The following is a 21,701-nucleotide window of genomic DNA, read 5'->3' as shown; positions in this document are numbered from 1 at the left end:
AATAGGGGATTACCAGCTTGACTTAGTCACACCTGGAATCATTCCCATAGAAGCTAGTTCTCTAAATGTCAAACGAGAGAGCTTAAACTTACGCATAAAGCCACGAGCACGGCCAGTCATTTGGCAACGATTTCTTAAACGTATAGGGGAAGAATCACGCGGCATTTTGTTAAGCGCGATGCGAGCTTGCTCTCTTTCTTCTTCGCTAAGGTTTATGTTGTAACTTTTTTCGCGGAGCTCTTTTCTTTTATCCCATTTTAATTGGACGAGCCTTTCGCGGCGCTTTTGCTTTTCTACCGATGACTTCTTCGCCATGTTTTATTCCTTATTTTTTACGGGCTGGGCCTTTCTGGCGCTGTTTGCGATTAGGATCTTTTTTGTTAATAACATACAAACGACCACTGCGACGAACAAGTATATCGCCTTTAGAAGGATCAGCTTTGATCGATGCTTTGACTTTCATGAGAATTCCCTATTGAGTTAATCAGTGAAGGTTATAAAGTAAGCATTGTTTATAAATCAAGATTCAATTTTATTCAAGAATTTTCTCAATCAAATGAGGCTTAAAAAGCGTTTGTTAGTGAATAGCTGAAATTGAAATTCTAATAAAGCTAAAGCTTACCATTCAAGGATAAAAGAATAAGAATGTTACCTTTCTGATAAATACCTATAAAGAATTATTCCTTGCAATTATTCTTAAAAATCAATATTATTTTGTCCATGTTTAAACGTTTAAAAGCAAGCTAAGCTTTTATTAACATTGAATTTAAATTTAAGGAAATTTAGCCGTGAAGCGTACTTATCAACCCAGCAAACGTCGCCGTTCTTCTGAGCATGGCTTTTTGAAAAGAATGGGCACAGCCAACGGACGTAAAATTATTAGTAGACGTCGTAGACATGGACGTAAACAATTAACACGCGTTTAACTTATCGTTTTCCTAAGTCAATGCGCTTGCGTACGCGTAAGCAGTACCAGCGCATGGCTAATGGATCTTCTCGGTACATTGGACGATGGATTATTTTAGATCTTCGTTTTAATGATCGCTCTCATTCTCAGTTAGGAATCACAGTCACACGCCGATTTGGTAAAGCTCATCAGCGAAATCGATTTAAAAGAATAGTTAGGGAAGCTTTTCGCCTTTCCCATCATACATTTCCTCAAGCACTACTTTTAAATGTTAAACCTCGTACACTTGCTCATCAAGCTAAAATGCAAGATATTCAAGCAGAATTAATGGAATTGATCAATCAAGCTTATAGGCACTATCAAAAATTAAGCTAAGTCGTTAAATGATGGTTGATTAGATGAAGTTTAAAGCATCAAAACATTAACTTTTTTAAGATTTTGAATGTCATAAATTTAGTATTAGCAATTTCGGTACTGAAAAAACTTTAAAGTTTTTTCAGTACCGGTATCAAACAAGATTAATCAAAGCGCCTTTGAAGGAATAAGAAATTGATAATAAAACGCCACCAGGGTTGAGCAGGAGGTGTAATCTCTGCTTTGAACCAACACGTTCTGTGTTTAATTTCAACTGTAAGATTAGCCATTTGCTGTCTAAACGTTTTTAAACAACTTTCAATTTTTTCAACATTTGAAAAACACTTAATCATGTTGCTTTCCAAACTAACTGTTCTCTCTTTGAAAGTATTATGCACCACACTAAAACTAGATTGTAACTCAAGAAATTTCAAGTAATCTTGTTTAAGCAAATTTTTTTCTATTTCGGGGGGGGAAATGTGCGCTAATGAAGAGTGTATAGTCACTCGTTCTTGAAGAGCAACAAGACTGTTTAAAAGATCAGCTCCTTTTTTTAATTCAGCTGATCTAGAGTTATTTCTTCTTACGTTAACAGTCACTCTTTCTCCCTCCATAATTTTATAGCCGCTTAAAAGCGTTCTGAGATTAATTAATCTTTTCTCAATTTTTTTCTGATAAGCCCTGATCATAGCAATCTCAAATTTTCGTTGAGCCATCTGACTTGGCAAAAGTTCAGTGTTTGTTTCTGCTTCTAGTTCACGAAGACGCTGTGCTATTCTTCTTTGATTTTCATCGTAGCATCTACTTTGTTTTTTCATTCTGTTAAAATGCAGGTAATAACTTTCACATCTAAATTGGTCTGCAGATTCACCCTCTAAAGATTTTAATGTTTTTTGATGAACTAAAATTTGCTCTTCTAATTCTGCAAGTTTAGTGTTTATTGTAGTTACAATTTGCGTTACTTCATGTGAAGTGCGAGGTGGAGAATTTTCTGGAAGTCTGTTTAAATCATTAAGAGAAATTTTTAAATTAAGACGTCGTTGTTCTAGTAATTTAAACACTGTTTCTGCGTGGTAAGCAATCCCAAAATGAGGGGCAAACCACCCTCTAGTGTTGCCTTTGTGTATTTCTTTTAAATGCATTTGCTCTGTTTGCATCTTTTCATACTGAATTCTATAAACATCTTTTCTTGTTTGCATTAATTCTTCTATTCTAAGAGATTGTTCAGTTAAAACTTCGTAAGAGGCTTGATCTTGCTCCTTTATTTGGCTGTAGGCCTCTCTTTGTAAGATCGTTAATCTGCTCGCATCTAATTCATAAGACTTGTTTTTTTGGGAAACAGCGAGAGCAAAACTGGCTACCATTCCAGATAGACATGTCAAAAATGACATTGTAATAGTTTGGCTTCTGTCAGAGGTATTTCTAATAATTTGTTCCATTTCTGCTTGATCCTCAGGAGTAAACCAAGTATTTAAACGAATAGGAGTTTGCCTTTCAATAAACGCCATAATTTTAGTTGCTAATGTTTGGACTAAAGGACCTTCATCTTGATGAGAAACATGAGCTAAAATTAAAGGAGAAGTAGGAGCAGAAATTGGATCTGCTTCAACAGATTGCTCTGCTTCGCTTGTGGGAATCGCAGAAAAATTACTTGTGCTATCTGAATGAGTCTCTCTAAATCTATTTTGAGGGGGAGTCCCTGAATTTTGAGTCATTGGCGTAGGAGAAATTTGAGTACATAAAATGCCATTTGCGCGAGGAGAAGCTTCTGGTAAAGGTAAGGGAGAAATGAATGGAGGAATAGGGGGATGGGGTGGGATTGCTAGATTTTGACTCGATTGTTCTCCTTGTAGATTTGTTCCATCGTGAGTAGTTGATGATGATCTTAAATCTACTATATGCATAAAAAAAACTCCTTGTTTGATTATTGGAGACGGAAATCTTATTAACTTTTTTGTTTTTAAAACGTCCAAAAAATAATTTTTTAACAAGTATGAGAATCGACTCTTTCCTAGTTTGTTAAAGCAGGAAAAAGACAAGCGATCATTTGTCAGTTTTATATCCAGTATTAGCTAATTAAGAAGCTCTAGCTTGTGTAAATATAAGAGCAAAAGGTCGTTAGGGGGGTGAGCAGATATCAAATGTGCATCTAATCCTCTGTTTACTTTAAACTAAAATTATTTGTTAAGAAAATTTTTATTTAAATCATTTGCACTTTATTAAGTATTTAAAAATGAGAGGGTTAAACGATTAAGATAATATTTAAACCTTGTTAAGAAAACGGCTGTTGTTAATAAAAGACCGATCTGTCAACCTTTTGAATTGTTTTTGGTAAACTTAATCCTTATCTCATATGTAAATGAGCAAAATTAGAAATTGTATCGATGGAAAAAGAATTAGAAACTTTAAATCCAGAGCAGAAGCATGCAGTTAAGCTCATTAATGGAAGAGTATTAATTTTAGCTGGAGCTGGAAGCGGAAAAACTCGCGTGTTAACAATGCGAATGGCTTATTTAATTCGTTATTTAAATGTTTCACCCAGAGCTATTTTAGGCTTAACTTTTACAAATAAAGCGGCCGCAGAAATGCGTCATCGATTGGCAAATTTTGTAGATTCAAAATTAGCCAAGCAAGTGACCTTGTGCACATTCCATGGTTTTTGTATGCAGATTCTGCGCCAAGACATTGCCAAGCTTGGTTATACAACTAAATTTAGTTTGTACGATGAACAAGATGTGCAACGATTAATTAACATGATTGTTCGCGATATTTTGCAGCATGAAGGGGAACTTCCCTCTTTGACTTCTACACTCAACGCCATCCGGCATGCAAAAAATAAAGGAATTTCTCCTGAAAATATTGAAATTTCTGAGTCAAAATGGCACAATTCATTTGTTCAAGACGTTTATCGCCGTTTACAAGCAAGTATGAGAGCATATAATGCTGTTGATTTTGACCATCTTTTGAGCTTGACTGTTGAGTTGCTCGAACGATTTCCGGATGTTTTAGAAGCTTATCAAGAACGATTTCGCTATATGATGATTGATGAATATCAAGACACGAATCCGATTCAATATCGACTTGCCTCTTTACTTACTTCTAAATACCAAAATTTATGTGTTGTTGGTGATGACGATCAGTCGATTTATGGTTGGCGAGGTGCAGATGTTAAAAATATTTTAGAATTTGAAAAAGCAACTGTCATTAAATTAGAACAGAATTATCGTTCGACAAATTTTATTTTAAAAGCTGCAAATGCAGTTATTGATCACAATCAATATCGACATAAAAAAAAATTATGGAGTGAGAAAGGAGAAGGACATCCTATTGAGGTCTTTCATACACCGAATGAGCTAGAAGAAGCTCAAGTAGTAGTTAAAAGAATTGTAAAAATGAAAGAAAGTTTAAATTTGCAGTGGAAAGACTTTGCCATTTTATATCGATCTAATGCTCTATCTCGCCAATTTGAAACGGCTCTCATGAGACAGGTTTGGAAATTTCAGAATCGGTGGATTCAAGGAATTCCTTATGAAATTTTTGGAGGCACAGAATTTTATGAACGAAAAGAAGTTAAAGACTTATGTGCTTATTTGAGATTAATCATTAATCCGGCTGATCAAGAAGCTCTGCTACGAATTGTGAATCAACCAAGAAGAGGAATTGGTGAAGATAGCTTAGATCTATTGACGACCCATAATAGGCAGTTTCAAAGGCCTCTTTGGGATGTTTTAAAAGAGGTTGCAAATCAAAAAGGGGAAGGAGCTAAACTAATTTATCATGGAAAAGCCTTTAAAGGAATTTGTGAGTTTACTCATTTAATTAGCGAAGCAAAAAAACGATTCCAAGAAGGTAATTTAGCAGAAAATTTGAAATGGCTAATAGAGCAAATAAATTATCAAAAAGCCATTAAAGAGGAAGTGAAAAGTCAACAAATGAGGGACTTTAAATGGGAAAATATTCAAGAATTTGTTTCTTCTTTAGCTGAATTTGAACAGCAGGCACAACTCAACCCCGATTTAGAAAGCTCTTTAGAAAATTTTTTGGGAAATATGTATGTAGATAATAAATTTAATCAATCGACAAAAAATAATCGTCATGAAGACCGCGTAAGTTTACTTACATTTCATAGTGCAAAAGGGCTTGAATTTCCAGTTTGTTTTTTAGTTGGTATGGAAGATCATATCATTCCACATGAAAAAAGTATGAAAGAAACAGGAATCGAAGAAGAAAGAAGGTTGATGTATGTTGCAATTACACGTGCTCAGCAGCATTTAACAATAAGTATGGCTCAGCAACGTAAACGTATGGGTAAGGATATGGCTAGCCGCCCATCGAGATTTTTATTTGAAATTCCGAAAGAGTTATTGAAAATGACTGACTGGAGAAATTAAAAAAATAATTCTGAATCCTGATTTTTTTATCGTGATCCAGAATCAACTTTAAATAATTATCGATAATAAGTGTTAAAGTGGTTCATAGAACCCGAGAATTGGCCTGGATTGAGTTTTTGTAGTAATTCGTTGATATAAACAGTAGGCCCACCAGCTTTGTAATTAACGGTAAACAAAAGTTGCCCACTTGCGTTGATCACAACAAGAGTGGGGAATGCATTGATGTTATAGCGTTGCAATAAAGTACTATATGGAGATGACATAATAGCATCTTCACCATAGTCTGGAAATTCGGCTTTGAAGAAGATAAATTGATTGCCCACACCTTGTGCAAATTCAGGCTTAGTTAACACCTCTTTTTCTAATTTCATGCAAGCTGGACACCAATTTGTGCCTGTAAATAATAAAATGATGGGTTTTCCTGTCGACTGAGATTGGGCAACAGCTTCATGATAATTTGTTATCCAAGTCAAAGAGTGTTCATTAAGGTTTTGTGAGCCAAAATGACGAGAAGATTGATCATGGGTTTTGCTTTGATTCATTTGTCCCTTTGTCGTTGTTGGCTGGGCATATGTTTGATTAGGGTAAGCCTGCTGATTGGAGGGAGATTGGCCAAATAAGGGGATAATAGCAGTTAAAGTTAAGGTGCCACTGATTAAGAAATTGGTTATTTTTTTCATTTTTCATTCCTTTCTTGAATTTATGCTTAATGAATATTAAAATATTGGGCTAAATTCTTATTTTATTGCACAATTAGACTAAATTTAAAATCGATTAAAAATAGCAATGTTGTGCAGACCTATGGGTAATGGGCTTTAATTTTGATTAAACTTAAATCAGTATCATTTTGCAAAAAAGAAGAAAGTCATGTTTTGTTTGCTATTTGTTCAAATTCCAACTTAAGGCAATTAACTCAATAATGCAACCTTTTCCTCCCACTGTTATTATTCGACATCGGCTTGAAAATCTAAAAAAATGTAGTTTGCGTGGTTTGGAAACAAGAAAAGATTTTGTTTTTTTGAAATATCCTTATGAAAAATTACCAGATTTACAAGGATATATTATTTTATCAGTCAATGCTCCACCTCTCACTAATGAAGATTGTAACAGAGGATTACTTGTTTTAGACGCGACCTGGCGTTATGCAAGAAAGATGATACAGCCATTTGAAAATCAAACAAATTATCTATACCGAAGTCTACCGCATCATTTTCGGACAGCTTATCCTCGTTATCAGGATGATTGTCCAGATCCAGAGAGGGGACTTGCATCAATAGAAGCTATTTATCTGAGCTATTATTTAATGGGGCGCTCTGTTTCAGGTTTATTAGATTTTTATTTCTGGAAAGAACAATTTCTTCAAATAAATAAACTAATTAATTGACTTTTAAATCAAAATAAATAATAATTTTGTTAAAATTGTTTAATTATTAAATTAAAATTAGGCGATAAATGCTTACAGCTTTAAGTAGTCAATTAAATCAGCTGGAAAATATTCTATGGACTTATGCAGGAGTTCCCATTGTCATTCTGTTGGGGCTGTATTTATCTTTAAAATCAGGTTTTTTTCAAATTCGACATTTACCCACCGTTTTTAAGACATTTTTCAGTTTTATGCGACTACGCAGTTCAGAAAATCAACATGGAGTTCATCCTCTCAAAGCTTTTTTTGCTGCAGTAGGTGGATGTGTAGGAATTGGTAATATTGTAGGGATTTGTACAGCCGTTCAACTTGGCGGGCCTGGAGCCTTATTTTGGATTTGGATGACTGCTTTAGCAGGGATGATTTTAAAATATTCAGAAGTTTACTTGGGTTTGCGCTATAGAGTTTCCAATGCAAGTGGGGGATATAATGGGGGACCTATGTATTTTTTGCAAAAAGTCTTTAAAACTAGCTGGATTCCTAAACTTGTTTGTGTATTGCTGTGTGTTTACGGAGTAGAAGTTTACCAATTTAGTGTCATCTCCACTAGTATTACAACAAACTTAGGCATCAACTCTTATTTGGTAACAGCGACCTTACTGGTTCTTGTGGTTTTTGCGGGAAGTGGAGGAGTTCGTCGGGTAGGAACTATCTCAAGTACGAGTTTACCAGTTTTTGTTGTGATTTATGTAGGAATGGGAATGTGGGTATTGGTCAATAACCTTTCCGCTTTACCTACAGTAATTCAACAAGTATTCACTTCTGCTTTTTCAGGGCATGCCGCTATTGGAGGATTTGCTGGAGCTGGAATTATGAGTACTATGTCGTATGGAATTCGAAGAGGGTGCTATACAGGTGATATTGGAGTGGGTTATGCATCTGTCATTCATAGTGAAACTAGCGTGCAAATTCCAGAAAAACAAGCCTCATTAGCTATTTTCGATATTTTTCTCGATACATTTATAGTTTGTACAACCAGTCTTTTCTTGATTTTAACCACTGGATTTTGGCAGGAACCCATAGAGGCAGGTCTCTTAGTTCAACTATCTCTAGGGCAATATTTCCCTTATATGCATTTATTCATGCCTATTTTTTTGTTTATGCTTGGTTATAACACAATCAATGCTTATTTTTGTGTTGGATTAAAATGTGCAGAATATCTCTCACCTAAATTTGGCCGGGGCGTCTATTATATTTACGCGGTTGTAGCCTTAGTTCTGTTTTCTTTTATGGGAACAAGCCAAGCACAAACAGCAATGGCTATTGCTGGTGTTTCTTTATTGATTATTAATGGGTATGGAATTTTCATGCTAAGGCATGAAATTTCATTCAATCTTGTAAGAGAAGAGGCACGCTTATGTGAAAGCCATCCCCTTGCAGAAATTTCGTAACTAAAAATTTGATATTTCTTACTTCTGAAATTGTTATTTAATTTATAGAGGAATTTTTTTGAGGAATATCCAAAAAGTTGTTTTACGCAAATAAGGGAATTGAAGTCATAATAATTTTATTTCAAATTATCATTTGCTGAGATGAATTCCAATTAGATGAGTATTTTGTTCTCAACAGAATAAACTATTCATTTTTAATGTTTATAAACCAACTGTAAAAAGGGAATTTTTCGAAATTTAATCAATTAAATCTCGTTTTAGGCTATTTTTAGATGTCAAAAGCTTCATAATATATTGTTTATTGGCATAAACATATTCTACACCCGAAAGTAAGGAATAAAGAGCGGCTGCTAATACAACTATCATGCTAATATATTGTAGCGAATGAAGAGATAAATAACCCAGCGAATAAGGAATTAGCAAAATAATGACAGTAAATGAAGCTAGGGCTTGAAAGACAGCTTTAATTTTACCGCTAGGTCTAGCAGCAAGTGCGAATCCTTTCAAAGCACAAATAGTTCTTAAAGTGCTTACAACAGAATCTCTATAAATAAAAATAAAAATCAAAAGCATGGGAAGCTGAACAGGAGGAAGTGTAAAAGTTAGAAAAATTGAAATTCTATAGATGCTGTCTGCCATAGGATCTAAAATTTTACCCAGATCTGTAACTTGATTATATTTACGTGCAAGATATCCGTCACAGGCATCAGATAATTCTGAGATACCTAAAAGAAAAAGTAAAATATAAGGCAAAGTTGTCATTTGGATATTTAAAAACTCATATTCTAAATAAACCAATAGAAAAATGGGGCTAATAAAAATACGAAAAAAAGTCAGACAATTAGGAATACTCAAGATAATCTTCCTTTCAACCATCGCTGATAGTTATATTAGAAATCCAAGACTCAGACGAGAAAGGAAGAATAACTACATTTTTGTATTAATTCAAGAGTCCCTTTAATTTTTTGCTGAGATAGCTTGATAAATTTTCAGATAACAATCTGAAGATTGATTCCAGCTAAAATCCATTTTCATTCCATTAAGCATCAACTGACGCCATTTTTCAGGTTCTTCAAACCAACAATGAATGGCGCGGTCGATGGCAGAATCTATTCCATTAGCATCTGGATCGTCAAAAACATATCCATTTTTTTTATCAGGTTGTTGATCTGTATGATCGACGTCGATAATTGTGTCAGCTAATCCTCCTGTGCGACGAACAATGGGAACAGTGCCATATTTAAGAGCAATGATTTGTGTAAGGCCGCAAGGTTCAAAAAGTGAGGGAACAATAAACATGTCAGAGCCCGCATAAATGAGATGAGCAAGTTCTTCGCTATGATGCAAAATTAAGTGAATATGTGGATGGTCGGTGTATTGATGCTTTAAACGATGAAATTCATCATTAATACTAGGGATAGGACTTGAGCCTAGTAAGATAAACTGTCCTTTTTTTTCAACGATATGTCTAATCGTATGTTTAATCAAATCGATTCCTTTTTGTGGGACAAGTCTAGTTATGCATCCAATAATAGGTCTATGTTCCTCGGCCAAATAAAGTTTTTCTCTTAAAATTTTTTTGATAAAACCTTTTTTATCAACAGTATTTCGATCTTTTTTATTTTTAGGCATTTCTCTTAAAGAATAATGAGCGGGCAAAAATCGATCAATTTCTGGATTCCAATAAGAGTAGTCAATTCCATTTAAAATCCCTTTGAATTTATGCTGATATTCTACTAAGGTGGCTTCAAGTCCTCTTCCTTCCTTCGGTGTTAAAACCTCTTTTGCATAATTAGGAGATACAGTGGTTACGAAATCTGAATAAACGATGCCGCCCTTGAGCAAATTAATTAAATGAGGGTAGAGATTGTCTTGCATAAAACTATGTTGTTGATATCGATTGCCATCGAGGCCAATGTAATTCAAATCATGTGCTGCACATTTTCCCTGATATTCCATGTTGTGAATTGTAAACAATATTTTTGGTTTTGTGTACCCAAGCTTTTGATACATGTCTTTGTACAGAGGAGCAATAACAGCTGTTTGCCAATCATGGAGATGAATAATATCCGGCAAGATAGACTTTTTATACAAAAACTCTAGAGCTGTACGAGAAAAGTATAAGAAACGTTCGAGATCATCTTCACAACCATAAAAGCAGCCGCGATTAAAAAAGAAGCGAGGGTGATGGGGTTCAATAAAATAAACTTTTAAATTTTCCACCCATCCCATCCAAACTGTATTGAAAAACCATTCTCCATTATAAAATGAGGGGAGTTCAAAATAATCCACTGTCAGGTCTCGGATTTGCTCGCTATCCATGCAATCATACTTAGGAATAATGATGTCAACATCATGCCCTTTCCAAGATAACTCACGGCAAAGACCTAGAACAACGTCTGCTAATCCTCCAACTTTGGCTAAAGGGGCAAGTTCTGAGGCTATATGAATGATGTGCATGACAAGCTCCGATTCTGAATTAGCATTTTCATTGAATTTTAATATTTTTTACTTTCTATTGGCAGTTTAGTGTTGGTTATTTCAATCAATAAAGGATAATGATTAAATATTTCCACAAACAAATATATTTTTGAAGATTAGACTTCGAATATTTAATTTAGATTTTTATCGAAATTTGTCTATCCCTGGATTTTTTGAAAAGACAAACTTTTAAAAATAGCTATTTTATCTACTTTTTTTGTATTCATAAATCTCTAAATATTTATGTTTAGCTGCTTAATTTAATATTTTTTTCTTGTTTTTCTTGTTGCAAAAAAATCAAATCAAGAATATCATGTTATCTTTGTTAAAGCGATCGGTTCATCGATGGGGTGTAGCCAAGCGGTAAGGCAGCGGTTTTTGGTACCGCCATGCGGAGGTTCGAATCCTTCCACCCCAATGTTATAGGCAATTCAGATGTCCTTTTGCCACCAACCACTATTATTTGCTGGATCTTCACATCCCATTCTTGCAACTGAAATTGCCCAACAACTCAAAATTTCTCTTGGTCAAATGCAGTTAAGCAAGTTTCCTGATGGGGAAATAGGGGTGCAGCTTTTGGAGAGTGTGCGTGGTAAAGATACTTTTGTTTTACAATCGATTGCTCTTGATCCCAATTTTTATTTGATGGAATTACTAATTATTGTTGATGCCCTCAAAAGAGCATCAGCGCGAAATATTGTAGCAGTGATTCCTTATTATGGATATTGCCGACAAGACCGTAAAGATAAGTTTGATGTGTCAATTACAGCGAAACTCGTTGCAAATTTATTGGTAGAAGCCGGCATAACGCGAATTTTGACAATGGATCTTCATGTAGATCAATTGCAAGGGTTTTTTGATATTCCTGTAGATCATCTTAGTGGACGTCAACTATTGATTGATGAATTACAGAAATTAGATTTGACTAATAGTATCGTTGTAGCTCCCGATATAGGAAGCGTCAAAACAGCTCGAACTTTTGCAAGTCAGCTCAGTGTTGATTTTGCAATCGTTGATAAGCACCGGAAAAGTGCTATAGAAGTTGTAGACTATCACCTAATCGGGGATGTTAACGGAAAAGATGTACTTCTCGCTGACGATATCTGCTCAACTGGAGCGACATTAATGTCAGCAGCGAAAGCATGCCAAGAGAAGGGAGCAAATCGTATTTTTGCTGCATTTACCCACGGTTTACTTGTGGATGATTCAGTTAAGCAGATAGAAAATAGTTTGCTCGAAATAGTATGGATGACGAACACCATTCCTCATACTAAACGGTTAAAAGAAGCTTCTAAGCTTAAAACCGTTTCCATAGCCTCTCTTTTGACTCATGCCATCCAATGCATTGTATCGGATGAGTCCATTTCTTCTTTATAACATATATAAATGTGTGATAAACTTTTTGAAAAAATGACTGAAAAATTTAGTAACGTAAGTTTTAAATAAGAAAAAAATCTATTTCAAACTATCTTTAGTAGGCAGGCTTCAAGTTTATCTTTTTAAAATTTATTTAACTTTATCCTTTTTGGGGGATTCATGAAATTGAAAGCAATATTAAGAACAGGCAAAAGCAAAAGCGAAATCAATCGCCTTCGCCGTGAAGGAATGATTCCAGCTGTTCTATATGTGAGAGGAAAAGAGGGCGAAACTTTAGCAATTAACAGTGCTGAATTTAATTCTTATCTACGTCATGTGAAATCTGGTCATCTTCCTACAACAATTTTTACCTTAGTTGATGAAAAGGGTTCAGAACGTCGTGTATTAGTGAAAGACATTCAGTATGCGATTACAACTTATCAAGTAATGCATCTTGATTTCGAAGAACTTATCGATGACCATAAAATTAATGTTAAAGTTCCTATTGAGTGTACAGGAACTGTAGATTGTGTGGGGGTTAAATTAGGTGGTGTACTTCGTCAAGTCATTCGTCATGCACGTATACGTTGTTTACCAAAAGATATGCCATCTTTCTTTGAATTAGATGTGCAAGAGCTGGGACTTAAGCAGTCTAAGCGCTTAAAAGATATGAATATTCCAGAAACAGTACGCCCTCTTATTGATATGAATGAGGTTGTAGCTGTTATTGTAAAACGTTAAGCTTTTTTTAAAATGTGACAACTTCAACTTCGCAATCTTATCTTTTTGTAGGGCTTGGTAATCCAGGGCTTCAATATGAATTAACAAGGCATAACATGGGTTATCTTGTTATAAAAAGTTTAGCGAACAAGTTGGGATGGTCATTTAAAGAAGATAAACGTTTTAATGCTTTAATATCGAAAGGAATGGTTGAAAACAAATCTGTCCACCTAATATTGCCACTTACCTATATGAATTTAAGTGGAACAGCTGTTAAGCGTTATTTAGATTTTTTTAAATTTCCCATGACAAATCTATTTGTTGTGACAGATGATATATCTCTTTCATTTGGAAAGTTGAAATTGAAAACAATGGGAAGTGCGGGTGGGCATAACGGTTTAAAAAGTGTAGAAACTCATTTAGGAACCTCTCACTATAATCGTTTAAAAATGGGAATTGGACATCCTGGCGAAAAAAATTTTGCTAGTTATGTTTTAGATGTTTTCACTCAAGAAGAATTACAAGTTTTAGCGACTTTTGTTGATCGTGGAGTAGAAGTTTTACTCCGCTTAATTAAAGAAAGCGTTTCACAAGTGATGAACGCGGTTAACACAACTCCTAGCAAAGACAGATTAATGCCTTTGCCTAAAAAGCTCAAAAAAGCTTTAGAAAAGGAGTCAATAGATTTAACAAAACCCCCTTTGCAGGGTTAGGAGAATATACATGAGTCAAAAAGTACAAAACCTTTACGAAGGAATGTATGTCATTAGCGCAACGCTCAGTGATGATGCTCGCCATAAGGCTTTAGATAGAATTCAAACTGGAATTACTGGTCATGGAGGAGAAATAAAAAAACTTCATGAGCAAGGAAGACGCCGTTTAGCTTACGAAATTGATGGCCACCGCGAAGGCTATTATTATCTCGTTTATTTTACAGCTCCTTCTTCAGCTATTTCTGATCTTTGGCAGGAATATCATTTGAATGAAGACCTTATTCGTTTTATTACTCTACGCACTGACGAAGTGATGGAGAAAATTGAATTTAAAACTCTAGATGAACAGCAGTAAGGAGTAGATTTATGCTACAAAGAAAACCAAAATATAATTCTGACTACTCTGATGCCCGCTCTAAAAAGCGTAAGCGTTGCCCTTTTACTGCGGCAGGAATTAGAGAAATTGATTACAAAGATATAGATACTTTGACAAAATTTATCACTGAACGTGGTAAAATCTTACCAAGACGAATTACAGGCGTATCTGCTTATCATCAAAAGAAATTGACAGCAGCCATTAAACGCGCCCGTCATGTGGCGTTGTTGCCATTTGTTGCTGAAGTTTAAGAATCATACGAGGAGATAACAGTATGGCACAGTTGTTGTTAATAAAAGATGTGGAAGCACTTGGTAGAAGTGGTGAAATCGTTAACGTGAAGCCTGGTTTTGCTCGTAACTTTTTACTTCCCCAAAGTTTAGCCGTTATCGCTGATAAAAACACCTTGCGTATGCAAGAGCGTTTAAAAGCTGAACGTGAAAAACGGGCAATTGCTGATAAGAAAGAATCAGAAGCAGTTGCTATGCAAATTGAAGGAATGACTTTAGTACAGGTTGTTAAAGTAGACCAAGAAGGACATATGTATGGTTCTGTAACAGTGGCGGAAATCGTCCACCTTATTCAAGATCACGCAAAAATTGAACTTGAGAAAAAAGACATTCAATTAAAGCATCCGATTAAGACAACAGGAGTGCATTCTCTCGTTGTTAAATTAAAAGAAGGTGTAACGGCAAACTTTAATTTAAAAGTGATGTCCGAAGAAGGATACCGTACAAGTTTAGAAGAACAAAAAGCTTAAGGCGGCTTAAGCTTTCTTGTTCTAATTTGTAAGGCGCAATTAAATTTAATTGCGCCTATCTATTATTGAGATAATAAATAGTATGTTTTCCATTCGATTATTTTCACCGGCAAAAATAAATTTATTTTTAAAAGTTATTGGCAAAAGAGCGGATGGGTATCATGAGCTTTCCTCACTTTTCCAAACAATCTCTGCTGGGGATATTTTAACATTTCAAAGGCAGACAATAGATACGCTCACCTGTTCAGATCCTTATCTTCCCACCGATGATTCTAATTTAGTTCTTAAAGCCATGCGTTTATTTCGTTCAAAAACTGGTTTGGATTTACACTTGCGCATTCATTTAGATAAACGACTTCCTTCTCAAGCAGGACTTGGAGGAGGTAGCAGTAATGCTGCGACTACTCTTTGGGCTTGTAATCAACTAGCAGGAGAAATCGTAACAACAGAAGAGTTAATGCAATGGGGATCCGAAATTGGGGCAGACATTCCTTTTTTCTTTTCCAAAGGAACTGCTCATTGTACTGGCAGAGGAGAATGTGTAAATTCTTTAGAACCTTTAGCTCATTGTAAAATTTGGATTGTTAAGCCTCCTTTTGGACTTTCGACTCCAGAAGTTTATAAGCACTTAAATTTCTCTCAGCCTAATGAAAATAATAACGATTATGCAAGCTTTAAAGAAAAACCTTATTTTAATGATTTAGAAGCTTCGGCTTTTGAAATCAAACCTGAATTAAAAATACTAAAAAACACTCTTCTGTCTTCTGGTTTTGATACAGTGCTTATGTCTGGGTCAGGATCTTCTTTTTTTTGTATTGGTCAAGGGCAAATTCCTGCTTCTTTTAAAGCTTTTTCTGCGTACTTTATCAACCGTTCATCCAATCGTTGGTATTCTACGCTGCCCAAATTAACCTGACGCTTGTTCCATTAGCCTTAGGAATGCCAAATTTATTTTTCCAAAATTTAATTTTTAGTTCTTTCTTGTCTTATTTATGATAGACTATAGATTTATTTATTTTTTTTGATGAGTTCGAATAATGAAAATATATGATGATCAATTAATAGTAATCACAGGTGGAGCTGGATTTATTGGCTCTTGTCTTGTTCGCTATTTGAATAACAAAGGAATGACGAATCTCTTGATTGTTGATGAACTTGGGCACAGTGAAAAATGGAAAAATCTTGTTGGTAAAAAATTTGCCGACATCATTCCTAAACATCAATTATTTAATTGGTTAAATGGAAAAGAATCCTTGATTGAAGCGTTCGTTCATTTAGGAGCTTGTTCAAATACATTAGAGAAAGATGCTAGTTACCTTTTAGAAAATAATTACCGCTATACAGTTCAATTAGCTGAGTATGCGTTAAAACATGAGCATCGCTTTATTTACGCTTCTTCAGCAGCCACTTACGGGGATGGCTTAAAGGGATTTCAAGATAAAGAAAACGAGTTGTACTCGCTTGAACCTTTAAATATGTACGGCTTTTCTAAACAGCTTTTTGATCAATGGGCTTATACAGAAGGAGCCTTAGAAAAAATTGTGGGATTAAAATACTTTAATGTATTTGGTCCTAATGAATATCACAAAGGGCGAATGGCCTCAGCTGTGAATAAAATGGTACCAGAAATTTTAAAGGGTGAAACAGTCAAACTTTTTAAATCGAGCGAGCCTCATCTTTATGCAGACGGAGAGCAAAAAAGAGATTTTATTTATGTCAAAGATGTTGTTAGAATCACGTGTGCATTTTTAGAAAACGACGTTGGAGGTTTATATAATGTTGGTAGCGGGGAAGCTTCTACATGGAATTCCTTAACACATGCTGTTTTTAAAGCTCTCGATTGTCCTGTCAAAATTGAATATGTTGACATGCCAAAAGAATTGGTTGGGAAATATCAAAATTACAGTCGTGCAGATACAAAAAAGCTTGAAACGATACTAAAAGATCAATCTCATCCCATGCTTTTGGAAGCTGCTATTGAAGATTATGTAAAAAACTATTTGGTGACGAAGAAAATATGGTAGCGTTAGCAAATACATTGCGAGATTTAAAACCTGTTAAGGTAGCAGTAATTGGAGATTTCTTATTAGACACTTATACTATAGGAAAGGCTAAAAGAATTTCTCCTGAAGCTCCTGTTGCTGTCATTCATGTTCACCATGAAGAGCATAAACCAGGAGGAGCCGGGAATGTTGTGCTCAATTTAATTTCGTTAGGTGCACAGGTAACAGCGATAGGTAGAACAGGTAAGGATTGGGGGGGCGATGTTCTTTGCAATGTCTTAAGTCAAGAAGGAGTTGATACGTCAGCTATTTTCAACCAACAAAGATACAGAACGCCTGTCAAAAACCGCGTTATTGCAGAAAATCAACAAATTGTCCGCATAGATTTTGAAGAAATTGTCTCCCTTGATGCCCAATTAGAGCAAGAAATCATTCTTGCTATCCCAACCTTTATGCATGATGTTCAAGCGATCGCGATTTCCGATTATGGTAAAGGTTTTCTAACAGATCAGCTCCTTAAAGCTATCATTGATTATGCTAATAAAAATGCCATTTTGGTTGTAACAGATCCAAAAGGACACGACTTTTCTAAATATACTCAAACAACTTTAATTAAACCTAACCTTTCGGAAGCTTATGCAGCAGTTGGGTTACCGCCTTCAGCACCACTTGATTTAGTTGCCCAAAAAATCTTGCATATCACTCAAGCACGCTTGTTAATGATTACTCGTTCAGAAGCTGGTATTTCCCTTTTTGAACCGTCGGGAACTCGGCAGGATTTCCCTGTTCACGCAAAAGAAGTTAAAGATGTTACGGGTGCTGGCGATACCGTGTTGGCTATGCTCACTTATGCTTTGGCGAATAAAACTACTTATTCAGTAGCAGCTCAACTTTGCAATGTCGCAGCTGGAATTGCCATTGAGCAAGTGGGATGCGCAAGAGTCACTTTATCAGATGTTGCTTACAGATTATTTCAACATGATATGAAACATAAAGTCTTTGATCATGAGCAAGTGTTTGTACTTCGAGAAGTCCTGAAAAAAAATCCTTTCAATCTGCTAATTGTACAATGCATTGAAAGCATCTCTTTATCTCTTTTTCAATCGATTCAAGAGTTGACAGTTGGTGAGCAACCTCTTTTAATCTATGTAATAGATTCCGAGCCTTCTCGATTGGGAATAGATATGCTTGCCTCTTTAAAAGAGGTCAGTTTTATACTTATCCAGCAAGATAATCTAAAGTTTTTATGCAGCGATGTAAAACCTGCTAAATCATATGCCTATGATGGTCATCACCTTCAATGTGTGGATCCTGAATCTTATCTTTTAAATGTTTGGCTGCATGACGATTTAAAACTTCCAGTCACTTTGAATTAACAAGATTTAGGAATTTCTATGTTTTTTAATTTTTGATTTCATGTTTTGATAAATATGAGTGATGGTTTTGTAAACAATCCTATATTCAAATAAACGCTATACTGTGTTAATAGGTATTTATTTTTGCAAGAGGGATTTTAGCATGAATATCAAATCAATGCAGCTTTTCAATGGGAATGTCAACTGAAAGCTAAAAATTGGATGTTAGAGTTTGTTGAAAAAGTTATTCTATTCTATTCAGCTATCTCTTAACTTTAAATGAGAATGGTTGGATATTTTTTTTAACAACCAAAAGAGTCGGCAGTATTTTTGTCCGCAAATTATGGCTATTTTTTTATGTGATTTTAAATAGTTGAAATATCGATAGAATTTGAGTTTTTCACATTCAAACGATATAAGCTAAACTCTGGCAGAATATTAACAGGGCCCTACCTTCCATAAATCCAACGTTCAAGGTGAATAGTCCGATATGCTTGATAATAGGGCATAAATAGCATATCGACCGAATGAGAAGTCTCGGTCCTGCATGAGCAGACTTTTCAGTGATAAAAACGATAAAAAATAGAAGAAAACTTGGCGGACCCTGACAAAAACTCCATCTGGAAGCGCAAACTTAAAAATCATTTCGCTTAAATTTCTTTTTCTCGCCTCTTCAAATAAATATCTAGACACCGTTGATCCAATTTCTTCATTCGAATTTAGGATCACTTCCCAGCTAATTTAGTCAGCATAAGAAGAATTTTCCAATGCCATCATTAACATTGTGACCAGAATAGCCAGTCCATTTCATGTCAGTCACTCTTGGGCCAATCCAAGTGTAGTGGTTTTTCTCTACAACTTTTTAAAGTGGGTTACAAGGAGAGTGAACAGGATCAAAATGTCTAGCGGATAAAATTTTGATTGGTGCTGGAAGACGTTTTCTTATTCTTAAAACTTACTTGAAGGGGTGATTGAATTGGCTCTCATTTAGATTCTAACCTTGTCGAGTAGGAAGAAAAATTAACTCTCTCTCATCTCCTAAACACAGGAAATTACGTCGTAATAGAACTGTTAGTTTTTTCAAATCTTTCGTGTAATAAGAAAAAGAATGAATGGAAGACTAATTTTGACGCGATTTTGCAAGTAACCAGATTGGCTTTTCAATTCACTTTAAATAAGAAATAAAGATAAGAGCGGAATAAAATATCCATTTGTAATTCTCTATTTATTTGTCTATGGTCTTCATTGCATTAGATTTGTGAATGATTTAAAAATTATTTATATTAAAGAAAAAATCAACTTTTCAATTCGCTTGTGTATAAATTGGCGTATCCGCTAATGTGACTTCTACTAAGGGGCTGGCTTATGTTTTCCTCTTTTTTTAAGACCTTTTTAATGTCAGTTTAGTTTGATCTTTTTCCTTAATTGAATCTATTTATCAGGAGAAATATGAGCAATTGTAGTCGAAAGCATTTACAAGAGGTTTTAGATAAAAATCCATCTTGTTATGTGCTCATTACCTGCGGAGAGCCAACAGAAGATGGACAAATGCAAGTCGAAATGACTTATGAAGGTGATGTTACGTTGGCTTCTTATCTTTTACAAGGTGCACAATTGTGCATAGATCAAGAAGAAGAAGAAGCATGTATACAGTCTGCGCCAAAAATTCAGTTAGTAAAATAATCTTTCTTGGTTAAAAGTAAGCTCTTTAAAATCCGAAATTAAAATTTCGGATTTTTTCCGCCAAGGAATTTGATCCATATTTCCTAATTATTTTAATAACTAGGCAAAAGGATGTTGGATAAAGCTATTGGGAGCCCTAAGAATGTTATTTGAGCCAAAGCCATTGGTATCATTTGCTTTGAAAATCGCCTCCTTGTTTGTGAAGTTTTAAATAATGAGAGGGTTGCTTAAAGATTGGTGTTCATTAGGAGGTGGGGTAGAATTTGGAGAAACCTTTGAAGAAGCTATTCACAGAGAAATTTTTGAAGGATTAGGATGTCAGATTACTATTCTTAATAACTCAACAGTTTGTGAAAATATTTTTGAGCATTATGGTATAAAAGGACATGAAGTAATTTAATCTTTTCATTTCTGCTTCATGATTCAGAAATTTATCGAAAATAAAGACTTCAGATTAAATAAGATAACGTTTTTTATATTGGGTAGAGTAAGTAGAATCAAATTGTTTTAAAAAACAGAGGAGGTTTTATTTCCTTTATCGCTTCTTTCCAAAACTGAAACATTAAAGTAAAAATCATTTTTTTTAATTTCCTTGAAAATATTCCATAAATCCCTTGCCAACAGCAAATTTTTCTAAAATTCTATTGAATAGAGATTGGATAATTGAATTGCAAAGAATCTTTTTAATTTAGTTTAATTTCTTGATTTTCTAAAGCTCTAAAAATTTCTAAGGCGTAAGCTTGGCTTTCTGGTCGAAGAAATGGCATCGCTCTTTGTAAATAACCTTCTCTTTTTTCCTTCCACTTTTCAGTATCAATGAAAGTGATTTTGTTTTGATAGGTGAAAGGCATATTGTGAAGCATAGAGTCTAAACCCCTAAAACAAAAAACAACAAAGCAAAGCTCTTTCAATAATTCTTCTTGAATATGTTGGTAATGAAGCGCGACTTCTCCCATTGGATCTACCCCACCTTCACAAATATCCATTTCTTCCACAATTAAAATATAAGTTTGCTCTTTCGTTTTCGAATCAGAAAACTTTTTTGGAAGAGGATATAGCCATTTTTTAGGAACGATAATATGGTTTATATGATTGCGTATAATAAATTGGCTCAGTGCTTTCGCACCTGATGCTCTCTTTAAGTAATTGTTTAACTGTTTTTTAGCTGAAACTGTATTTTGAAATTTCTTAAATAAATAATTTTTTACAGTTGGATGGCGAGCTACCATTAACTTGCGATGAACGCGATCAAGCACTTGGAATCCTGAGAGATGCCACTCTCTGGGAGAATCAAACATGTTTGGAGTTTGAAAAAGATTTTTTAAGGGAATTTGTAATGGGTGATTTTTAGGTAGTAAGTATTGCTTTATTTCATATTCTCTAGCATTTAAGGCTGGGAAAAGATAACAGAAAGATACCACCATTATTAGATAGATTGAAAAAATTATCGTTTTTTTCATAGACCTCTTTTTGAAAAAGTAGTTTTGTCCATCAGCATTTTTTATAAGGTAAAAGTTAATAACATGTACTGGAAATAAAGTCATTCCTTCAAATTCTCTATTTATTTTTTTATTGTGCTATTTAAGTAAATTAACGATTTATCCTCGTTATTTTTGAACGGATAATAAAGATCAATTTTTTAACTTATCTCTGAATAAGCGTTTTATTTTTTATTCGATAGTATTAATTGCACTAAAGGATTAAACTTTTAAACCATCTATTAAATCGCGAATTTTTTTAGCTTAATTTCTGCGGGTTCAAATTAAGTGTTTAGAAAATATAAATTCA

General features: G+C 34.6%; 23 protein-coding genes and 1 tRNA gene. 17 read left to right on the top strand and 7 right to left on the bottom strand.

Going from position 1 to position 21,701, the window contains the following annotated elements:
* Nucleotides 1-9 precede the first annotated feature (9 nt).
* Together rpsN and rpmJ are read right to left on the bottom strand one after the other, a co-directional pair.
* On the bottom strand, nt 10-315 hold the full coding sequence (rpsN, locus tag PC_RS07695) for a 30S ribosomal protein S14 (protein WP_011176152.1): 306 nt from the start codon (nt 313-315) through the stop codon (nt 10-12).
* A gap of 10 nt (nt 316-325) precedes the next feature.
* Nucleotides 326-463: a 50S ribosomal protein L36 gene (rpmJ, locus tag PC_RS07690; protein ID WP_011176151.1), complete on the bottom strand. Its 138-nt coding sequence runs from the start codon at nt 461-463 to the stop codon at nt 326-328.
* A 325-nt stretch (nt 464-788) separates the two neighbouring features.
* On the opposite strand from rpmJ, the gene rpmH reads away from it, so the two are divergent.
* Both rpmH and rnpA read left to right on the top strand, forming a co-directional pair.
* Nucleotides 789-926 carry a 50S ribosomal protein L34 gene (gene rpmH, locus PC_RS10650; protein ID WP_011176150.1) on the top strand — a complete coding sequence of 46 codons (138 nt, stop codon included), beginning with the start codon at nt 789-791 and terminating at the stop codon, nt 924-926.
* A 26-nt stretch (nt 927-952) separates the two neighbouring features.
* Entirely contained in the window at nt 953-1,282 is a 330-nt protein-coding gene (rnpA, locus tag PC_RS07685; protein ID WP_011176149.1) for a ribonuclease P protein component, read from the top strand.
* Nucleotides 1,283-1,425: 143 nt separating this feature from the next.
* On the opposite strand, the gene PC_RS07680 is transcribed toward rnpA, so the two are convergent.
* Nucleotides 1,426-3,165 (bottom strand): hypothetical protein, encoded by a 1,740-nt coding sequence (locus tag PC_RS07680; RefSeq protein ID WP_044045197.1) that lies wholly within the window; start codon nt 3,163-3,165, stop codon nt 1,426-1,428.
* Nucleotides 3,166-3,645: 480 nt separating this feature from the next.
* On the opposite strand from PC_RS07680, the gene PC_RS07675 reads away from it, so the two are divergent.
* A complete protein-coding gene (locus tag PC_RS07675; protein WP_011176147.1) occupies nt 3,646-5,652 on the top strand; it encodes an ATP-dependent helicase in 2,007 nt (668 codons plus the stop codon).
* Between the two features lie 56 nt (nt 5,653-5,708).
* On the opposite strand, the gene PC_RS10075 is transcribed toward PC_RS07675, so the two are convergent.
* Complete coding sequence (locus tag PC_RS10075) at nt 5,709-6,332, bottom strand: thioredoxin family protein (protein ID WP_011176146.1); 624 nt, start codon at nt 6,330-6,332, stop codon at nt 5,709-5,711.
* A gap of 239 nt (nt 6,333-6,571) precedes the next feature.
* On the opposite strand from PC_RS10075, the gene PC_RS07665 reads away from it, so the two are divergent.
* Together PC_RS07665 and PC_RS07660 are read left to right on the top strand one after the other, a co-directional pair.
* Entirely contained in the window at nt 6,572-7,036 is a 465-nt protein-coding gene (locus tag PC_RS07665; RefSeq protein ID WP_039358368.1) for a hypothetical protein, read from the top strand.
* A 68-nt stretch (nt 7,037-7,104) separates the two neighbouring features.
* A complete protein-coding gene (locus PC_RS07660) occupies nt 7,105-8,466 on the top strand; it encodes an amino acid carrier protein (protein ID WP_011176144.1) in 1,362 nt (453 codons plus the stop codon).
* Nucleotides 8,467-8,703: 237 nt separating this feature from the next.
* Here PC_RS07660 and pgsA read toward each other — a convergent pair whose 3' ends face one another.
* Both pgsA and PC_RS07650 read right to left on the bottom strand, forming a co-directional pair.
* Complete coding sequence (gene pgsA, locus PC_RS07655; protein WP_011176143.1) at nt 8,704-9,321, bottom strand: CDP-diacylglycerol--glycerol-3-phosphate 3-phosphatidyltransferase; 618 nt, start codon at nt 9,319-9,321, stop codon at nt 8,704-8,706.
* Nucleotides 9,322-9,423: 102 nt separating this feature from the next.
* Nucleotides 9,424-10,926, bottom strand: coding sequence for a glycogen synthase (locus PC_RS07650; protein ID WP_011176142.1), 1,503 nt, complete (start codon nt 10,924-10,926; stop codon nt 9,424-9,426).
* Nucleotides 10,927-11,293: 367 nt separating this feature from the next.
* On the opposite strand from PC_RS07650, the gene PC_RS07645 reads away from it, so the two are divergent.
* The 12 genes from PC_RS07645 (at nt 11,294) to PC_RS07590 (ending at nt 20,313) form a co-directional block, all read left to right on the top strand.
* Nucleotides 11,294-11,365, top strand: a tRNA-Gln gene (locus tag PC_RS07645).
* A 17-nt stretch (nt 11,366-11,382) separates the two neighbouring features.
* Nucleotides 11,383-12,324, top strand: coding sequence for a ribose-phosphate diphosphokinase (locus PC_RS07640; RefSeq protein WP_011176141.1), 942 nt, complete (start codon nt 11,383-11,385; stop codon nt 12,322-12,324).
* A gap of 159 nt (nt 12,325-12,483) precedes the next feature.
* Nucleotides 12,484-13,044 carry a 50S ribosomal protein L25/general stress protein Ctc gene (locus PC_RS07635; RefSeq protein ID WP_042281755.1) on the top strand — a complete coding sequence of 187 codons (561 nt, stop codon included), beginning with the start codon at nt 12,484-12,486 and terminating at the stop codon, nt 13,042-13,044.
* A 14-nt stretch (nt 13,045-13,058) separates the two neighbouring features.
* The gene (pth, locus tag PC_RS07630) at nt 13,059-13,736 is read left to right on the top strand and encodes an aminoacyl-tRNA hydrolase (protein ID WP_079890440.1); all 678 of its coding nucleotides are present in this window, start codon (nt 13,059-13,061) and stop codon (nt 13,734-13,736) included.
* A 10-nt stretch (nt 13,737-13,746) separates the two neighbouring features.
* Nucleotides 13,747-14,091, top strand: coding sequence for a 30S ribosomal protein S6 (gene rpsF, locus PC_RS07625; protein ID WP_011176138.1), 345 nt, complete (start codon nt 13,747-13,749; stop codon nt 14,089-14,091).
* Nucleotides 14,092-14,102: 11 nt separating this feature from the next.
* Complete coding sequence (gene rpsR / locus PC_RS07620) at nt 14,103-14,363, top strand: 30S ribosomal protein S18 (RefSeq protein WP_011176137.1); 261 nt, start codon at nt 14,103-14,105, stop codon at nt 14,361-14,363.
* 23 nt (nt 14,364-14,386) lie between these two features.
* On the top strand, nt 14,387-14,872 hold the full coding sequence (rplI, locus tag PC_RS07615) for a 50S ribosomal protein L9 (protein WP_011176136.1): 486 nt from the start codon (nt 14,387-14,389) through the stop codon (nt 14,870-14,872).
* 82 nt (nt 14,873-14,954) lie between these two features.
* Nucleotides 14,955-15,788, top strand: coding sequence for a 4-(cytidine 5'-diphospho)-2-C-methyl-D-erythritol kinase (gene ispE / locus PC_RS07610; RefSeq protein WP_052278684.1), 834 nt, complete (start codon nt 14,955-14,957; stop codon nt 15,786-15,788).
* Nucleotides 15,789-15,909: 121 nt separating this feature from the next.
* Nucleotides 15,910-16,896 carry an ADP-glyceromanno-heptose 6-epimerase gene (gene rfaD, locus PC_RS07605; protein WP_011176134.1) on the top strand — a complete coding sequence of 329 codons (987 nt, stop codon included), beginning with the start codon at nt 15,910-15,912 and terminating at the stop codon, nt 16,894-16,896.
* Nucleotides 16,890-18,251 carry a bifunctional ADP-heptose synthase gene (locus PC_RS07600; RefSeq protein WP_011176133.1) on the top strand — a complete coding sequence of 454 codons (1,362 nt, stop codon included), beginning with the start codon at nt 16,890-16,892 and terminating at the stop codon, nt 18,249-18,251. The genes rfaD and PC_RS07600 overlap by 7 nt, the downstream gene beginning before the upstream one ends.
* 1,428 nt (nt 18,252-19,679) lie before the next feature.
* Nucleotides 19,680-19,913: a hypothetical protein gene (locus PC_RS07595; RefSeq protein ID WP_039358342.1), complete on the top strand. Its 234-nt coding sequence runs from the start codon at nt 19,680-19,682 to the stop codon at nt 19,911-19,913.
* 223 nt (nt 19,914-20,136) lie between these two features.
* Complete coding sequence (locus PC_RS07590; protein WP_181679098.1) at nt 20,137-20,313, top strand: NUDIX domain-containing protein; 177 nt, start codon at nt 20,137-20,139, stop codon at nt 20,311-20,313.
* Between the two features lie 283 nt (nt 20,314-20,596).
* Here PC_RS07590 and PC_RS07585 read toward each other — a convergent pair whose 3' ends face one another.
* A complete protein-coding gene (locus PC_RS07585; RefSeq protein ID WP_011176129.1) occupies nt 20,597-21,373 on the bottom strand; it encodes a hypothetical protein in 777 nt (258 codons plus the stop codon).
* Between the last annotated feature and the right edge of the window lie 328 nt (nt 21,374-21,701).

This window comes from Candidatus Protochlamydia amoebophila UWE25, assembly GCF_000011565.2.
Lineage (GTDB): Bacteria > Chlamydiota > Chlamydiia > Chlamydiales > Parachlamydiaceae > Protochlamydia > Protochlamydia amoebophila.
This window is presented reverse-complemented; position numbering and strand designations above follow the sequence as displayed.

What these genes read in the sequence shown, in the direction of transcription:
- rpsN (WP_011176152.1), bottom strand. Translation starts at nt 315, where the DNA reads ATGGCGAAGAAGTCATCGGTAGAAAAGCAAAAGCGCCGCGAAAGGCTC.
- rpmJ (WP_011176151.1), bottom strand. Translation starts at nt 463, where the DNA reads ATGAAAGTCAAAGCATCGATCAAAGCTGATCCTTCTAAAGGCGATATA.
- PC_RS07680 (WP_044045197.1), bottom strand. Translation starts at nt 3,165, where the DNA reads ATGCATATAGTAGATTTAAGATCATCATCAACTACTCACGATGGAACA.
- PC_RS07675 (WP_011176147.1), top strand. Translation starts at nt 3,646, where the DNA reads ATGGAAAAAGAATTAGAAACTTTAAATCCAGAGCAGAAGCATGCAGTT.
- PC_RS10075 (WP_011176146.1), bottom strand. Translation starts at nt 6,332, where the DNA reads ATGAAAAAAATAACCAATTTCTTAATCAGTGGCACCTTAACTTTAACT.
- PC_RS07665 (WP_039358368.1), top strand. Translation starts at nt 6,572, where the DNA reads ATGCAACCTTTTCCTCCCACTGTTATTATTCGACATCGGCTTGAAAAT.
- PC_RS07660 (WP_011176144.1), top strand. Translation starts at nt 7,105, where the DNA reads ATGCTTACAGCTTTAAGTAGTCAATTAAATCAGCTGGAAAATATTCTA.
- PC_RS07650 (WP_011176142.1), bottom strand. Translation starts at nt 10,926, where the DNA reads ATGCACATCATTCATATAGCCTCAGAACTTGCCCCTTTAGCCAAAGTT.
- PC_RS07640 (WP_011176141.1), top strand. Translation starts at nt 11,383, where the DNA reads ATGTCCTTTTGCCACCAACCACTATTATTTGCTGGATCTTCACATCCC.
- PC_RS07635 (WP_042281755.1), top strand. Translation starts at nt 12,484, where the DNA reads ATGAAATTGAAAGCAATATTAAGAACAGGCAAAAGCAAAAGCGAAATC.
- rpsF (WP_011176138.1), top strand. Translation starts at nt 13,747, where the DNA reads ATGAGTCAAAAAGTACAAAACCTTTACGAAGGAATGTATGTCATTAGC.
- rpsR (WP_011176137.1), top strand. Translation starts at nt 14,103, where the DNA reads ATGCTACAAAGAAAACCAAAATATAATTCTGACTACTCTGATGCCCGC.
- rplI (WP_011176136.1), top strand. Translation starts at nt 14,387, where the DNA reads ATGGCACAGTTGTTGTTAATAAAAGATGTGGAAGCACTTGGTAGAAGT.
- ispE (WP_052278684.1), top strand. Translation starts at nt 14,955, where the DNA reads ATGTTTTCCATTCGATTATTTTCACCGGCAAAAATAAATTTATTTTTA.
- rfaD (WP_011176134.1), top strand. Translation starts at nt 15,910, where the DNA reads ATGAAAATATATGATGATCAATTAATAGTAATCACAGGTGGAGCTGGA.
- PC_RS07600 (WP_011176133.1), top strand. Translation starts at nt 16,890, where the DNA reads ATGGTAGCGTTAGCAAATACATTGCGAGATTTAAAACCTGTTAAGGTA.
- PC_RS07595 (WP_039358342.1), top strand. Translation starts at nt 19,680, where the DNA reads ATGAGCAATTGTAGTCGAAAGCATTTACAAGAGGTTTTAGATAAAAAT.
- PC_RS07585 (WP_011176129.1), bottom strand. Translation starts at nt 21,373, where the DNA reads ATGAAAAAAACGATAATTTTTTCAATCTATCTAATAATGGTGGTATCT.